Raw genomic sequence first — 14392 nt, 5'->3', positions numbered from 1 at the left:
CCGCCCACTCCGCTCACCCCGCGACGGGCGCGCCCGCTTCCACGGCGCGGTCGGGCACGGCGGCGGTGGCGGGCGCGCCGGCCGCGTCGCGTTCGATCGGGGCGCCCGGCACCGCTGCGGCGTCACCGGGATCCGCGGCACCGGAAGGTCTCGCGTCCTCGCCGTCCGCGGGACGCCGCGTCCGCCCGGCGGCCACGACCGCGCGCGCGGGCTCGCGGCTGCCGTCGTGCACGGACAGCCTCGCGGTCTCGACGGTGAGGCCGGGCCCGAAGCAGAGCCCCGCGATGGGGGCGCCGTCGGCGAGGCTCGCGTCGGCGAGGATGCGCTGCAGGATGAACAGGATCGTCGCGCTCGACATGTTCCCGAAATCCCGCAGCACCGCGCGGGAATGGGCCATCGCCGCGTCCTCGAGGCCGACGCCGTCCTGCACGCGATCCAGCACGCTGCGTCCGCCGGGGTGCACGGCCCACGCCATCTCCGTCGACTGCGGATCGGCGGCGCCGAGCATCTCGGCGACGACGCCCGCGATCTCACGGCCGATGATGCGCGGCACCTCGGCCGTCAGCCGCATCTCGAAGCCGCTGTCGCCGATCGTCCAGTCCATGTCGTGCTCGCCCTCCGAGGTGAGCGCGGTCGAGAAGCCGCCGACCTCCAGCGCGGCGCGGCCGTCCCGCGGCGGCGTCGAGGACACGACGGCAGCCCCCGCGCCGTCGCCGAAGACGGCGGAGGCGACGATCTGCTCCGGATCCCGCGAGGAGCGGATGTGCAGGGAGCAGAGCTCGGCGCAGGCGACGAGCACCACCGCGCCCGGCTCCGCCCGGCAGATGGACGCGGCCGTGCGGAGGGCGGGGAAGGCGGCGGCGCAGCCCATGAAACCCACGTGGACGCGGGGCGCGGTCCGCGGGATGCCGAGCTCCTTCACGAGAAGGAAGTCGGGTCCGGGGGCGAAGAACCCGGTGCACGAGGCGGTGACGACGTGCGTGACCTCGGCGGCGTCGACGCCGGCGCGAGCGAGCGCCTCCCGGGATGCCGCCGCGTACAGCCCCGGGGCCTCGGCGCGGTAGAGGGCGTTGCGCTCGCCGGTGCTCGGCGCCCGGAGCCGGGCGCCGTCGTCCGAGAAGCGCGTGCTGCGCGAGCCGATCTCGCCGATCACCGAGTACCGCGAGGCGATCGCGGACTGGTCGAAGGCGGCGCCGATGAGCCGGGACGTGAGGCGATCGACCCCGGGCTGCGCCGCGAAGAAGTCGCGGGTCCGTGCCTGGTCGAGGCGGGCGGGGGGCACCGCGGTGCCGACGGAGAGGAGGAAGGTGCTCATGGGTCCAGCGAAGTCGTTCCCGTCCGATCCCGGGAGGGGCTTGACAGCGGCGCCCTAGTGCATGAGGGGGATCCGCGCAAGCGCCTTTCCGCCCCGCCCCGCGCGCCGCACGCTGGGAGTGCACGGCGCGCTCCGGCTCGCCGCTGCCGGTGCGGGCGCCGACGGCGCCCGTCGACCGGACCGACCGCAGCATCGACGTGAAGGAGCAGCATCGTGAAGAACTCGGCCAATCGCATCGTGGGCGTCGTCTTCGGCGCCGTCTACCTCCTGGTGGGGATCCTCGGCTTCGCCGTGACGAGCGGCGTGGGCTTCGTGGCGACCGAGGGCGGACTGCTCCTCGGCGTCTTCGAGGTGAACCCGCTGCACAACATCGTGCACCTCCTCATCGGCGCCGCACTGCTCATCGCCGGTCTCGCGGGGGTGCGCGCCGCGAAGGGCGTCAACGGCACGGTGGGCGCCGTGTACCTCCTCGTCGGCATCGTCGGCTTCTTCATCGCCGGCACGGCCGCGAACATCCTCGCCCTCAACACCGCCGACCACATCCTGCACCTCGGCAGCGCGCTCATCCTGCTCGGGGTGAGCCTCGGCGCCGACCGCGACCACGCGGTGGCGGCCCGCCCAGCGGTGTGAGGAGCCTCGCATGCGCGCCGCGGCGACCTGGTGCGGTCTGGCGGCCCTCGGCTCCGGGCTGATCCTGTGCGCCGTGGCGGCGGGCGCGTCGCCGTTCGCGGCGGTGCCGCTGCTCGCGTTCGCCGCCGCGGAGCTCCTCTGGGGGATCGGCGCGCTGCGCATGGGCCGGGCGCCGGCGCCGCGCACGGCGCTCGTCGTCGCCGCGGGCGCCGTCGCACTGCTCGCGGCGCTGCTCTTCGCCGGCGACGCCGCCGCGCTTCCGCTGCTCGCGCTCGCCGCGATGCAGTGGAGCGCCGCGCTGCTCGTCGCGCGGGACCTGCGTCGCGCGCGCGACCGCCGGAGCGGGGCGGCGGACACGCCCGTCACGGGTGACGGGGCCGTCCCCGCGGCGGATCCGCGCGCCGGTTCGACCCGTGAGCCGGCCGGCAGTCTGCGCCGCGAGCCGGTCCGCGGCCCGGGGCGGGTCGTGCTCGTGCTGGCCGTGCAGGGCATGCTTATCGCGGCCATCACCACACCGGCGCTCGCGCACACTGAACCGGGCGCCTCGGCGCTGCCGCACGGCGTCTCCCACGCGCACTGAGCGCACCGCGGGGCCGACCGCACCGGGAGATCATCCTTCGGTACCACCCGAGAGGTACCTGCGGGGGACGCGCGAGGGACCGCGAACGAGGAGGCTGGAGCCATGAACGAATCCGACGACGTCCCGCAGTCCCTCGCGTTCATCGCGGCGGCCCTGGTGCTCGCGTGCCTGCTCGCCGTCGTCGCGGTGTTCGGCGTCTCCGTGCTGGGCGGCGGGGTGACCGGGCTCCTCCCGGAGGACGGCGGCGCGCCCGCGGGCGACCCCGGCGCCACGACGGTCGTCGTCGAGGGCTGAGCGGCGCGCGACGGGCCGCCTACCCCTCGCGGAGGGCCTTCTGGATGCGCTGCAGCGACACCGGCTCCGCAGTGCGCAGCTGCTGCGCGAAGAGGCTCACCCGCAGCTCCTCGACGAGCCATCGCGCCCGTACGAGATGCGCGGGCGCCTCGGGGGCGAGCGGGATCTCGCCGCCGGCTTCGGCGAGGAGGGCGAGCGCGCGATCCACCTCGTTCTGCCAGGCCCGGTCGCGACCGGGCTGCGCGGGCAGATGCTCCATCCGCAGCCGCACCGCCTCGAGGTAGACGGGCAGGCGCTCCAGTCGTGCGAGCCCCGTGCGAGACACGAAGCGGTCGAAGACGAGACCGTCCACCTGCCGCGCCGCGTCGGCGATCTGCCCGAGCACCTGCAGCGACTTCGCCCCGTCGATCGCCTTGCGCGCGAGCCTCGCGGCGTCGAGCGTGCGCGCCGTCAGCGCGATCGCGGCGTAGATCTCGTCGATGAGGCTGCGCGCGTAGTCGTCCGCGATCGCCTGGAAGACCGCCTCCGACCACACGAGCCCGTCGGCGGCGTGCCGCCGGATGACCCGTTCGGCGACCGCGAGCGAGACGTCGGCGATCGCGAGGTCCGGCGTCCGGTACGGGCCGGCCGAGAGCAGCAGCTTCTCCTGATTCGAGAGGTGCTCGCGCACGTAGCTCGCGGGGGAGGGCGAGCTCAGCGCGACGAGGCGCAGGATCCCGCGGCGGGATAGCCGCGCCTGCTCCGCCTCGTCGGCCACGAGCACGAGATCGACGCTCGTGCGGCGGTCGAGGAGCGCAGGGTACGCGCGCACCACGCCGGCGCCCGAGCCGCGCCCCTTCGCGTAGGCGGTGTCGACGTGCCGCGGCAGCTCCCCGAACTCCCAGGCCGTGGCGCCCTTCCGCTCGAGCTCGCTCGTCGGCATCGCCGCGGCGGCCACCTTCGCCACGCCCTCGGTCGCGCGCTCCTGGTGCGCGGCCTGCAGCGCGCCGAGGTCCTTGCCCGTGCCGACCGTGCGACCGCGGCCGTCCACGACGCGGAACGTGGGGGTGAGGTGCGCGGGCAATCGCGTCGGATCGAAGTCGTCGGCGGCCACGGGCACGCTCGTGCGCCGGCGGATCTCGTCCGCGAGCAGCTGCGTGAGCGCGGGGCCGCCGTCGCCGCCGCCCGCGGCGGGGGCCGCGTCGAGCCGCGGCGCGACCGCCTCGAGGAGCGTGCGCGCCCAGTCGGCCGCGGGGACGACGTGCTTCCGGATCGCCTTCGGCAGCGTCTTGATGAGTGCCGTGACGAGCTCATGGCGGAGCCCGGGCACGAGCTTCTCGAAGGCCGAGCCGTCGAGCCGGGGCAGCAGCGGCAGCGGCACGTTCACCGTCACCCCGTCGTCCTCCGCCGTCGGGTCGAAGCGGTAGCGCAGCCGCAGCGTCTGGTCGCCGTGCCGCCACTGCTTCGGGAACTCCGACTCGTCGACCTCCTCGGCCTCCTCCTCGAGCAGGTCCTCGCGACGGAGGTGCAGGAACTGCGGGTCGGTCTCCCGCTTGCGCTTCCACCAGCCCTCGAAGCTCCGCGTGGAGACGACGTCGGCTGGGATCCGCGCGTCGTAGAACTCGAAGACGGCCTCGTCGTCGCCGACGATGTCGCGGCGTCGCGTGCGCTCCTCGAGCTGCTCGAGCTCGCGGCGCAGCTGCCGGTTCGCGCGGTCGAAGGCCTGCGGCGAATCCCAGTCGCCCTCCACGAGGGCGTGGCGGATGAACAGTTCCCGCGCGTGCTCCGGGTCGAAGCGGGAGAGCTGCACCCGGCGGCCGTCCACGATCGCCACCCCGTAGAGCGTCACGCGCTCCGTGGCGACGGCCGCGCCCTGCCGCTTCTCCCAGCGGGGCTCGGAGAGCTGGCGCTTCGCAAGGGGGCCCGCGAGCTCCTCCGCCCACGCCGGATCGACCACGGCGTTCGAGCGGGCGAAGAGGCGCGAGGTCTCGACGAGCTCGACGCTCATCACGACCTCGGGGGGCTTCTTGGCGAGTACCGAGCCCGGGTAGAGCACGAAGCGGGTGCCGCGGGATCCGAGGTACTCCTGCGCCGGACGGCGCTTCACCGCCCCGGCGGTCGAGCGCCCGCGCGCCGGGGCGCTCCGGTCCTGCCGGTCGTCGCGCACGCCGAGCTGCGAGAGCAGCCCCGCGAGGATCGAGCGGTGGATCGCCTCGCCCGGTCCTGCGCCCGAGCCCGATTCCGAGACCGGACCCGCGCCCGAATCCGAGCCCGGTCCCGCGCCGCGGGCCTCGCCCCGCGGCGCCTTCGCGATGCGGGAGAGCTGGCGGTACAGATCCATCCACTCGCGCACCCGGAGGAAGTTCAGGTACTCGGCCTTGCACAGCCGCCGGAAGGCGCTCGAGGAGAGCTCGCGCTGCCGCTCCTGGAGATGGTTCCACAGATTCAGCAGCGTCATGAGGTCGCCCTGCGGATCGGCGAAGCGCGCGTGCAGCTCGTCCGCTCGCCCCCGCTCGGCCTGCGGCCGCTCGCGCACGTCCTGCACGGTGAGTCCCGCGACGATGGCGAGCACCTCGGGCACGACCTCGTGCCGGCGGGCCTCGACGACCATCCGCGCGAAGCGCGGTTCGATGGGCAGGCGGGAGAGCTCCCGTCCGATCCGGGTGATGCGGTGCTGCGCGCGGGATCCCCGGCCCTCCGCCCGCACCGCGCCGAGCTCCACGAGGAGCCCCATGCCGTCGGCGATGCCGCGGGGGTCGGGCGGGGTGAGGAAGGGGAACTTCGCGATCTCCCCGAGGCCGAGCGCGAGCATCTGCAGGATCACGGAGGCGAGCCCCGTGCGCCGCACCTCCGGCTCCGTGAACTCCGGCCGCGCGGCGAAGTCCTCCTCGCTGTACAGCCGGATCGCGATGCCCGGGCTCGTGCGCCCGGAGCGTCCGGAGCGCTGGTTGGCGCTCGCCTGCGACACCGCCTCGATGGGCAGCCGCTGCACCTTGCTGCGGGCCGAGTAGCGCGAGATGCGCGCGGTGCCGGCGTCGACGACGTAGCGGATGCCCGGCACCGTGAGCGAGGTCTCCGCCACGTTCGTCGCGAGCACGATGCGCCGCACACCGCCGCCCTTCGGGCGCTCGAATACGCGGTGCTGCTCGGCGGCGCTCAGCCGGCCGTACAGGGGCAGGATCTCGACGGGCCGCGCCGCGTTGCGGCCGAGACGGCCCCGCAGCGCGTCGGACGCGTCCCGGATCTCCGCCTCGCCGGAGAGGAAGACGAGCACGTCGCCCGGAGCCTCGCGCCCGAGCTCGTCGACGGCGTCCCCGATCGCGTCGAAGAGGTCGCGCTCCACCTTCCGAATCCGGTCGGGTCCGCCCTTCGGGTCGGGGGAGCGGATCTCGTCGACGAGGGGGCGGTAGCGCAGTTCCACGGGAAAGGTGCGGCCCGAGACCTCGATGACGGGCGCCGATTCGCCGGTGCGGGCGTCGGCGAAGTGCCGCGCGAAGGACTCGGGGTCGATCGTCGCGGAGGTGATGATGACCTTCAGGTCGGGCCGACGGGGGAGCAGTGTCTTGAGGTAGCCGAGCAGGAAGTCGATGTTCAGGCTGCGCTCGTGCGCCTCGTCGATGATGATGGTGTCGTAGGCGGCGAGCTCGCGGTCGCGGTGGATCGCGTTCAGCAGGATCCCGTCGGTCATGAGCCGGATCCGGGTCTCCGCCGACACCTGGTCCGTGAAGCGCACCTGGTAGCCGACGAGGCCGCCGAGCTCGCTGCCGAGCTCCTCGGCGACGCGCTCCGCGATCGTGCGCGCCGCGATGCGGCGCGGCTGCGTGTGCGCGATGCGCTCGCGTCCGAGGGCGAGGGCGATCTTCGGCAGCTGCGTGGTCTTGCCCGAACCGGTCTCGCCGGCGACGATCACCACCTGATGGTCGCGGATCGCCGCAGCGATCTCCTCGCGCATCTGCGAGACGGGGAGGTCGCCGGGAAAGTCGATGTGCGGGAGCGGATTCGTCATGACCTCCCCATTATCGCGGGTCGGACGCGCAGGGGCATCGGAGGCGGATCGGGAATACTGGGAGGACCGCGGCGTTATCGCCCGACGTCCGGTCCCTTCGACGCGTCAGGAGCTCCATGTCCGACCTGCAGATCCCGAACCTCACCCTCAACGACGGGGCCTCGATCCCGCAGCTCGGCCTGGGCGTCTACCTCGTCGAGCCCGGCGAGACGCAGCGCACCGTCGAGGAGGCGCTCGCCGTCGGCTACCGCCACATCGACACGGCCGCGCTCTACGGCAACGAGTCCGAGGTCGGCGCGGCGATCGCCGCGAGCGGCCTCGCGCGCGACGAGATCTTCGTCACCACGAAGCTCTGGAACACCGATCAGGAGCGCCCGGCCGAAGCCTTCCAGGAGAGCCTCGACCGCCTCGGTCTCGATCGCGTCGACCTCTTCCTCATCCACTGGCCCGTCCCCGAGCTCGGCACCGCCCTCGGCGCCTGGCGCGGCCTCATCGATATCGCGGCCTCCGGCCGCGCCGCGTCCATCGGGGTCTCCAATTTCGAGATCCCGCACCTGCAGCAGCTCCTCGACGAGACCGAGGTCGTCCCCGCCGTCAACCAGATCGAGCTGCACCCGCTCCACCAGCGGCGCGAGCTGCGCGCCTTCGCCCGCGAGCACGGCATCGCGATCGAGGCCTGGGGCCCGCTCTCGCAGGGCAAGAGCGATCTGCTCGAGCGCCCCGAGATCGCCCGGGCGGCGGCCGCCCACGACCGCACGCCCGCGCAGATCGTGCTCCGCTGGCACGTGCAGCAGGGCACGATCGTCTTCCCCAAGACCGTGCGCCGCGAGCGGATGCTCGAGAACGCCGCGCTCTTCGACTTCGCGCTGAGCGATGCGGAGATGGCCGCGATCGACGCGCTCGACGAGCAGCGCAACTTCGGCCCCGATCCCTTCGCGTTCAACGCGCGCTGAGCGGGAGGCCCCGATGACCGCCATCCCGACCACCGTCACGATCACCGGAGCCGGCGGCCAGATCGGCTACGCCGCCATGTTCCGCATCGCCTCCGGCGCGATGCTCGGCGCCGACCGGCCCGTGCGGCTCCGCCTGCTCGAGATCCCGCAGGGGATGCGCGGTGCCGAGGGCGCCGCCCTCGAGCTCGCGGACTGCGCGTTCCCGCTGCTCGCCGGGGTCGAGCTCAGCGACGACCCCGCCGTCGCCTTCGACGGGGCGAACGTCGCGCTGCTCGTCGGCTCGCGCCCCCGCACGGCCGGCATGGAGCGCGGCGAGCTGCTCGCCGCGAACGGGGCGATCTTCGGGCCCCAGGGCCGCGCCATCGGCGAGCACGCCGCCGCCGACGTGCGCGTCGCGGTGGTCGGCAACCCGGCCAACACCAACGCGCTCATCGCGCAGCAACACGCGCCGGACGTCCCCGCGGAGCGCTTCACGGCGCTCACCCGGCTCGATCACAATCGCGCGGTCGGGCTGCTCGCGGCCGAGGCCGGCGCGCGCGTGGAGGAGATCGCGGGCGTCGCGATCTGGGGGAACCACTCGGCCACCCAGTACCCCGACGTCAGCCATGCGACGATCGCGGGCCGGGCGGCTCTCGAGGTCGTCGACCCGGCATGGGCGCGCGGCGCCTTCGTGGAACGGGTCGCGCAGCGCGGGGCCGAGATCATCGAGGTGCGCGGCGGCTCCTCGGTCGCCTCCGCGGCAAACGCCGCCATCGAGCACGTGCGCGACTGGGTGCGCGGCGACGGCGCGGTGACGAGCGCGGCGCTCGTCTCCCGCGGCGAGTACGGCGTCCCCGAGGGGCTCGTCTCCTCCTTCCCCGTGCGCTCGGTGAACGGAGCGTGGGAGGTGGTCGAGGGGCTCGGGATCGACACGTTCTCGCGCGGGCGGATCGACGCCTCCGTGGCCGAGCTCGCGGCCGAGCGCGAGGCCGTGCGCGAGCTCGGCCTCCTCGGCTGAGGCGGCGTGCGCCCGCCCACGGAGACCCTAGGATAGAGAGCATGTCCAAGGTTCTTTCTTCTCTTCCCGTGGGCGAGCGCGTCGGCATCGCCTTCTCCGGCGGTCTCGACACCTCGTGCGCGGTCGCGTGGATGCGCGAAAAGGGCGCCGTGCCCTGCACCTACACCGCCGACATCGGTCAGTACGACGAGCCCGATATCGACGGCGTCGCCGGCCGCGCGAAGGAGTACGGAGCCGAGATCGCCCGCCACGTCGATGCGAAGCGACCGCTCGTCGAGGAGGGCTTCGCCGCGCTCCAGACCGGCGCCTTCAATGTTCGCTCCGGCGGCAAGACCTACTTCAACACGACGCCGCTCGGCCGCGCCGTGACGGGCACGCTGCTCGTGCGCGCCATGAAGGAGGACGGCGTCGACATCTGGGGCGACGGCTCCACCTACAAGGGCAACGACATCGAGCGCTTCTACCGCTACGGCCTCATGGCGAACCCGGCGCTGCGCATCTACAAGCCGTGGCTCGACGCCGACTTCGTGAGCGAACTCGGCGGTCGGCACGAGATGAGCGAGTGGCTCGTCGCGCACGGCTTCCCCTACCGCGACGCGACGGAGAAGGCCTACTCGACCGACGCGAACATCTGGGGCGCGACCCACGAGGCGAAGAAGCTCGAGTTCCTCGACGCCGGCCTCGACATCGTCGATCCGATCATGGGCGTGGCCGCCTGGCGCGACGACGTCGAGGTCGCCACCGAGGAGGTGTCGGTGCGCTTCGAGGCCGGCCGCCCCGTCGCGATCAACGGCGTCGAGTTCGACGACCCGGTCGCGCTCGTCTACGAGGCGAACGCGATCGGCGGCCGTCACGGCCTCGGCGTCTCCGACCAGATCGAGAACCGCATCATCGAGGCGAAGTCGCGCGGCATCTACGAGGCCCCCGGCATGGCGCTGCTGCACATCACCTACGAGCGGCTCGTCAACGCGATCCACAACGAGAACACCGTCGCGAGCTACCACACCGACGGGCGCAAGCTCGGCCGCCTCATGTACGAGGGCCGCTGGCTGGACCCGGAGTCGCTCATGCTGCGCGAGGCGCTGCAGCGCTGGGTCGGCTCGGCGATCACCGGCGAGGTCACGCTGCGCCTGCGCCGCGGCGACGACTACACGATCCTGAACACCGAGGGCCCGAGCCTGAGCTACCACCCGGAGAAGCTCTCGATGGAGCGCACCGTGGGGGCGGCCTTCGGCCCCGAGGACCGCATCGGCCAGCTCACGATGCGCAACCTCGACATCGCCGACTCGCGCCAGCGCCTCGAGCAGTACGCGCAGCTCGGGCTCGTGGGCGGCGCGACCGCCGAGCTCGTGGGCGAGCTCGAGACCGGGGGAGCGGCGCAGATCGCCGACGCGGTATCTGGGATCGACGAGGACGCGGACGAGCTCGGCCTCTCCGCGGCGTTCGACGCCGGCACGGACTGAGCCGCGAACGACGAAACCCCGGGCCGCTTCGGCGGCCCGGGGTTTCGTCATCCTGCGGCGCGAGCGCCGCGGGCGCTCAGGAGGCGCGGCGCGCGCGGGCGGCGCGGCGCTTGAGGGCGCGCCGCTCGTCCTCGCTCAGGCCGCCCCAGACGCCCGAGTCCTGGCCCGTGTCCATCGCGTACTGCAGGCACATCTCGGTGACGGTGCAGCGCGCGCAGACGGACTTCGCGCGCTCGATCTGCTCCACGGCCGGGCCGGTGTTGCCGACCGGGAAGAAGAGCTCGGGGTCCACGGTGAGGCATGCAGCCTGCTCGCGCCAATCCATTCTGGGTGTCCTCCTAGTTAATCTGCGCACGCACGCGAAATACTGGAGAGGCTAGAAGCCAAGATCTCGCGCCGTAACTACCTGAAACGTGGCTGAGAATGCTCACGTCGGTGTGCGCGAAACTCGACGGGTTATATAGTTTCACGGATGCAAGTGCAAATCAATAGGTAACTTGCAATTGTTTGGAAAGAGAGCCGAAATGGTTTCGTCACCCGCTGATCACCCGCGATCCCTGGCGGGGTGGGCGGCGCTGCGCGTGCTGCTCGCCCTCGAGAGCGCGTTCCTCGCCGGGGTGGTGGTGATGACCGTCATCGGCGCCGCGGGCTCCGCGGGCTCCGCGGGCTCCATGCTACAGAACGTGAGCCTCGTGGTGATGGCGGCGGTCTGCCTGCTCTGGGTCGTCATCACCCTCGTCGGCGCGCTCCGCGGCCGGGCGAGCTGGGTGCGCGGCTCGGCGGTCACGGTGCACGTGCTGCTGTTCGCGGCGGGGACGGGGTGCCTGCAGATCGGGATCGGCCCGTGGTGGCTCGGCTTCGCCCTCGCCGCCGCCGCGCTCCTCGGGTTCCTGGCGGCGATCCTCGCCCAGCCCGACACGCGCACGGTCGCCGAGCGGGCCGAGGCGGGGGAGTAGCGCCCGGGCCGGGGCGCGCGAGCGCCCGGCGCTCAGATCCCGAGGAGCTTGCGGACGCGGGCCACGTGGCCGGTGGCCTTCACGTTGTAGAGAGCGTGCGCGACGCGCCCCTCGGCATCGATCACGAAGGTCGAGCGGATGACGCCCTCGATGATGCGGCCGTAGCTGTTCTTCTCCCCGTACGCCCCGTAGGCGTGGTGCACGGACAGCTCCGGGTCGCTGAGGAGCGGGTACTCGAGGCCGTCTCGGTCGGCGAAGCGGCGCAGCTTCTCCACGGCGTCGCGGGAGATCCCGAGCACCCGGTAGCCGGCGGCCTCGAGCGGCGCGGTGGAGTCCCGGAAATCGCAGGCCTCCGTCGTGCAGCCCGGGGTCATGGCCTCGGGGTAGAAGAAGAGGATCACCCGCTCGCCTCGGTAGTCCGCGAGCGAGCGGCTCCGGCCGTCCTGGTCGGGGAGGGTGAATGCGGGGGCTTCGGTTCCGGCTTCGAGGAGTGCGCGATCGGTCATCCCTCCAGCCTATCGGCGGACCGCTACCTGAGCAGTCGACGGAGCGACTCGACGCGGGCGGCGCCGGCCGCGTCGAGCCGGCCGTCGGCGACCGCGGCGTCGAGGGCGCAGTCCGGCGCGTCGTCCTGGTGCGTGCAGCCGCGGGGGCAGCGCTCGATGAGCTCGGCGAGGTCGGTGAAGCCGCGGAGGATCCCCTCGCCCGTGACGTGGCCGAGCCCGAAGGAGCGGACGCCGGGGGTGTCGATGACCCAGCCCGCCTCGCCGTCCGCTGCGCCCGGCGTGGCCACCCGCAGCGCGACGGAGGAGGAGGAGGTGTGGCGGCCGCGCCCGGTCACCTCGTTCACGTGCCCCGTCGCGCGCTGCGCCTCGGGGACGAGCGCATTGATGAGGGTCGACTTGCCGACTCCCGAGTGGCCGACGAACACGGTCGTCCGCCCCGCGAGCGCCGCGCGGATCCCGGCGAGCGGGCCGGCGACGGCGTCCTCCGCGCCGCCCGCGTGCGCGATGCGGAACACGGGCACCTCGAGTGCGGCGAAGTGCGCGAGGAACGGTGCCGGGTCGGCGAGGTCGGTCTTCGTAACGCAGATGAGCGGGCGGATCCCGGCGTCGTAGGCCGCGACGAGGTAGCGGTCCACGAGGCGCACCCGCGGCTCGGGGTTCGCCGCGGCGACCACGATGAGCATCTGGTCGGCGTTCGCCACCATGACGCGCTCGACGCGGTCGCTGTCGTCCGCGCTGCGGCGCAGCAGCGTGGTGCGGGGCTCGAGCCCGACGATCCGGCCGAGCGAACCCTCGTCGCCGCTCGTGTCGCCGACGAGCTGCACGCGGTCGCCGATGACGATGGCGGTGCGCCGCAGCTCGCGCGCCCGCGCCGCCGTGAGCGTGCGCTCGCGGGCGTCGTCGGGATCGGCGCCCGCGCCGATCCGCACGGCGTAGCGGCCGCGGTCCACCCCCGTCACCATGCCGATGACCGCGTCGGCGTGCTCCGGCCGGCGCTTCGTGCGCGGCCGGTTCGCCTTCGGGTTCGGGCGCTCGCGCACCCGATGATCGGCGTACTCGCCGTACGGGACGTCGTCGTCCGCGTCGTCGGGCGTCAGCCAGCTCATGCGTCGTCGAATCCGCCGCCGAGGTCGAAGCCCGGCCCCGCCGTCGGTTCGACGGTCCAGGCATCGCCGCCGAGCCCGCCCGCGAGCCCCGCCGCGGCGAGGCCGCCCGCGGCGCCGGAGAGGAGCTGCTGGGATCGGACGGCGCCGGGCTCGCCCGCGGGGCCCGCGATCCCGAGCATCCGCTGCCACAGGTCCGTGAACTGCGGCAGCGTCTTCGCCGTGGAGGCCACGTCCTCCACCTCGACCCCGGGCACCCGGAGCCCGATGAGGGCGCCCGTCGTCGCCATGCGATGGTCGGCGTAGCTGTGCCACACTCCGCCGTGCAGCGCCGCGGGCCGGATCGCGATCCCGTCGGGGAGCTCGGCGGCGTCGCCGCCGAGGGCGTTGATCTCGGCGACGAGCGCGGCGATCCGATCCGTCTCGTGGTGCCGGATGTGCCCGATGCCCGTGATCTCGCTCGGCTCGCCGTCCGTGCCGTCCCGGCCGTGCGCCGCGAGCGCCGCGAGCCCCACCAGGGTCGGCGCGAGTTCTCCCGCCTGGGGGAGGTGCAGCCGGACCCCGCGGATCGCGCCGTCCGAGGCGACGGCGAGCGCGCCGTCGGTGCGCGCCACCTCGGCTCCGAACTCGGCGAGGAGACCCCGCAGCGAATCGCCGACCTGGGTCGTCGCGGCGGGCCAGCCCGGCACCGTCACGCGGCCGCCGGCGACGAGGGCCGCGGCGAGGAAGGGCGCGGCGTTGGAGAGATCCGGCTCGATGCGCACCTCGCGCGCCGCGATGGGGCCCGGTCGCACGAGCCACTCGCCCGGGCGGGGGCTCGCGGCGTCGACCCCGCGGGCCCGCAGCGTCTCGAGCGTCATCTCGATGTGCGGCAGGCTCGGCACGCGCTCACCCGTGTGCACGACGTGCACGCCCTCGGCGAAGCGGGCGCCGGCGAGCAGCAGGGCCGAGACGAACTGGCTCGAGAGCGAGGCGTCCAGCTCGACACGTCCGCCGCGCAGCGCGCCGGTGCCGTGCACCGTGAACGGGAGTGCGCCCCGTCCCTCGTCGGCGATGTCGGCGCCGAGCGCCCGCAGCGCATCCAGCACCGGGCGCATGGGCCGCTTGCGGGCGTACGGGTCGCCGTCGAAGGCGACCGGTCCGAGCGCGAGCGCCGCGACCGGCGGTACGAAGCGCATCACGGTGCCCGCGAGCCCGCAGGCGATGCTCGTCGAGCCGGTGAGCTCCGCAGCCGGCACGATGCGCAGATCGGCGCCGAAGGCGCCGTCGCCTCCCGATTCCGAGATCTCCGTGCCGAGGGCGCGCAGGGCGTCGATCATGAGCGCCGAGTCGCGGGAGTGGAGCGGCGCCCGGAGCGTGCCCGGCCCATCCGCGAGCGCCGAGAGCACGAGCTCGCGACCGGTGAGCGACTTCGAGCCCGGCAGCGCCACCCGCGCGTCGATCCGTCCCTCCGCGACCGGCGCCGGCCAGTGCTCGGCGGCGGCCTCGGCGCCCTCGCCGGTCCCGGTCTCGTCGCCGTCCTTGCCCTGGTTCATCTTCGCGATCAGCATCGTCATCGAGTCTACCCGCAGCCCGCAGGGCTAGGATCGGAAGCGTGAGTGAACCCGCCC

At 73.7% G+C, this 14392-nt stretch carries 13 protein-coding genes; 7 read left to right on the top strand and 6 right to left on the bottom strand.

The window, feature by feature from the left end:
• Window positions 1-13 precede the first annotated feature (13 nt).
• Window positions 14-1315, bottom strand: a complete 1302-nt coding sequence (locus MUN78_RS09130) for a type III polyketide synthase (RefSeq protein ID WP_244725923.1) — start codon at window positions 1313-1315, stop codon at window positions 14-16.
• Window positions 1316-1528: 213 nt separating this feature from the next.
• Here MUN78_RS09130 and MUN78_RS09125 point away from each other — a divergent pair, with 213 nt between their 5' ends.
• The 3 genes from MUN78_RS09125 to MUN78_RS09115 all read left to right on the top strand — a co-directional run bounded on the left by MUN78_RS09125 (window position 1529) and on the right by MUN78_RS09115 (window position 2819).
• Window positions 1529-1945, top strand: coding sequence for a DUF4383 domain-containing protein (locus tag MUN78_RS09125; protein ID WP_244689299.1), 417 nt, complete (start codon window positions 1529-1531; stop codon window positions 1943-1945).
• Between the two features lie 10 nt (window positions 1946-1955).
• Window positions 1956-2525 (top strand): hypothetical protein, encoded by a 570-nt coding sequence (locus MUN78_RS09120; protein ID WP_244725921.1) that lies wholly within the window; start codon window positions 1956-1958, stop codon window positions 2523-2525.
• 102 nt (window positions 2526-2627) lie between these two features.
• The gene (locus MUN78_RS09115) at window positions 2628-2819 is read left to right on the top strand and encodes a hypothetical protein (protein WP_244725919.1); all 192 of its coding nucleotides are present in this window, start codon (window positions 2628-2630) and stop codon (window positions 2817-2819) included.
• Between the two features lie 19 nt (window positions 2820-2838).
• On the opposite strand, the gene hrpA is transcribed toward MUN78_RS09115, so the two are convergent.
• Window positions 2839-6804 (bottom strand): ATP-dependent RNA helicase HrpA, encoded by a 3966-nt coding sequence (gene hrpA / locus MUN78_RS09110; RefSeq protein ID WP_244725917.1) that lies wholly within the window; start codon window positions 6802-6804, stop codon window positions 2839-2841.
• A 116-nt stretch (window positions 6805-6920) separates the two neighbouring features.
• Here hrpA and MUN78_RS09105 point away from each other — a divergent pair, with 116 nt between their 5' ends.
• Genes MUN78_RS09105 through argG form a run of 3 tightly spaced genes read left to right on the top strand, consistent with a single transcriptional unit; the run spans window position 6921 to window position 10217 of the window.
• Window positions 6921-7757 (top strand): aldo/keto reductase, encoded by an 837-nt coding sequence (locus MUN78_RS09105; protein WP_244725915.1) that lies wholly within the window; start codon window positions 6921-6923, stop codon window positions 7755-7757.
• 13 nt (window positions 7758-7770) lie between these two features.
• Complete coding sequence (locus tag MUN78_RS09100; RefSeq protein WP_244725914.1) at window positions 7771-8754, top strand: malate dehydrogenase; 984 nt, start codon at window positions 7771-7773, stop codon at window positions 8752-8754.
• A 41-nt stretch (window positions 8755-8795) separates the two neighbouring features.
• Window positions 8796-10217, top strand: coding sequence for an argininosuccinate synthase (gene argG / locus MUN78_RS09095; protein WP_244689288.1), 1422 nt, complete (start codon window positions 8796-8798; stop codon window positions 10215-10217).
• Between the two features lie 76 nt (window positions 10218-10293).
• Here argG and MUN78_RS09090 read toward each other — a convergent pair whose 3' ends face one another.
• Window positions 10294-10542 (bottom strand): WhiB family transcriptional regulator, encoded by a 249-nt coding sequence (locus MUN78_RS09090; protein WP_010156721.1) that lies wholly within the window; start codon window positions 10540-10542, stop codon window positions 10294-10296.
• 199 nt (window positions 10543-10741) lie between these two features.
• Here MUN78_RS09090 and MUN78_RS09085 point away from each other — a divergent pair, with 199 nt between their 5' ends.
• Complete coding sequence (locus MUN78_RS09085; protein ID WP_244725912.1) at window positions 10742-11173, top strand: hypothetical protein; 432 nt, start codon at window positions 10742-10744, stop codon at window positions 11171-11173.
• Window positions 11174-11205: 32 nt separating this feature from the next.
• On the opposite strand, the gene bcp is transcribed toward MUN78_RS09085, so the two are convergent.
• The 3 genes from bcp to aroA are packed head-to-tail and all read right to left on the bottom strand — an operon-like array spanning window position 11206 to window position 14332.
• On the bottom strand, window positions 11206-11679 hold the full coding sequence (gene bcp, locus MUN78_RS09080; RefSeq protein ID WP_244725910.1) for a thioredoxin-dependent thiol peroxidase: 474 nt from the start codon (window positions 11677-11679) through the stop codon (window positions 11206-11208).
• Window positions 11680-11702: 23 nt separating this feature from the next.
• Window positions 11703-12785 carry a ribosome small subunit-dependent GTPase A gene (gene rsgA / locus MUN78_RS09075; protein ID WP_244725908.1) on the bottom strand — a complete coding sequence of 361 codons (1083 nt, stop codon included), beginning with the start codon at window positions 12783-12785 and terminating at the stop codon, window positions 11703-11705.
• On the bottom strand, window positions 12782-14332 hold the full coding sequence (gene aroA / locus MUN78_RS09070; RefSeq protein ID WP_244725906.1) for a 3-phosphoshikimate 1-carboxyvinyltransferase: 1551 nt from the start codon (window positions 14330-14332) through the stop codon (window positions 12782-12784). Before aroA ends, rsgA begins: the two co-directional genes overlap by 4 nt.
• Window positions 14333-14392: the final 60 nt, after the last annotated feature.

The organism is Leucobacter allii, assembly GCF_022919155.1.
GTDB classification, from domain to species: Bacteria; Actinomycetota; Actinomycetes; order Actinomycetales; family Microbacteriaceae; genus Leucobacter; species Leucobacter allii.
The sequence above is the reverse complement of the archived record's forward strand: the minus strand, read 5'-3'. Positions and strand labels throughout refer to the sequence as shown.

Coding starts and splice junctions, on each gene's coding strand:
- MUN78_RS09130 (WP_244725923.1), bottom strand. CDS start 1,315: ATGAGCACCTTCCTCCTCTCCGTCGGCACCGCGGTGCCCCCCGCCCGC.
- MUN78_RS09115 (WP_244725919.1), top strand. CDS start 2,628: ATGAACGAATCCGACGACGTCCCGCAGTCCCTCGCGTTCATCGCGGCG.
- MUN78_RS09085 (WP_244725912.1), top strand. CDS start 10,742: ATGGTTTCGTCACCCGCTGATCACCCGCGATCCCTGGCGGGGTGGGCG.
- MUN78_RS09105 (WP_244725915.1), top strand. CDS start 6,921: ATGTCCGACCTGCAGATCCCGAACCTCACCCTCAACGACGGGGCCTCG.
- MUN78_RS09090 (WP_010156721.1), bottom strand. CDS start 10,542: ATGGATTGGCGCGAGCAGGCTGCATGCCTCACCGTGGACCCCGAGCTC.
- hrpA (WP_244725917.1), bottom strand. CDS start 6,804: ATGACGAATCCGCTCCCGCACATCGACTTTCCCGGCGACCTCCCCGTC.
- rsgA (WP_244725908.1), bottom strand. CDS start 12,785: ATGAGCTGGCTGACGCCCGACGACGCGGACGACGACGTCCCGTACGGC.
- aroA (WP_244725906.1), bottom strand. CDS start 14,332: ATGCTGATCGCGAAGATGAACCAGGGCAAGGACGGCGACGAGACCGGG.
- MUN78_RS09100 (WP_244725914.1), top strand. CDS start 7,771: ATGACCGCCATCCCGACCACCGTCACGATCACCGGAGCCGGCGGCCAG.
- MUN78_RS09120 (WP_244725921.1), top strand. CDS start 1,956: ATGCGCGCCGCGGCGACCTGGTGCGGTCTGGCGGCCCTCGGCTCCGGG.
- bcp (WP_244725910.1), bottom strand. CDS start 11,679: ATGACCGATCGCGCACTCCTCGAAGCCGGAACCGAAGCCCCCGCATTC.
- argG (WP_244689288.1), top strand. CDS start 8,796: ATGTCCAAGGTTCTTTCTTCTCTTCCCGTGGGCGAGCGCGTCGGCATC.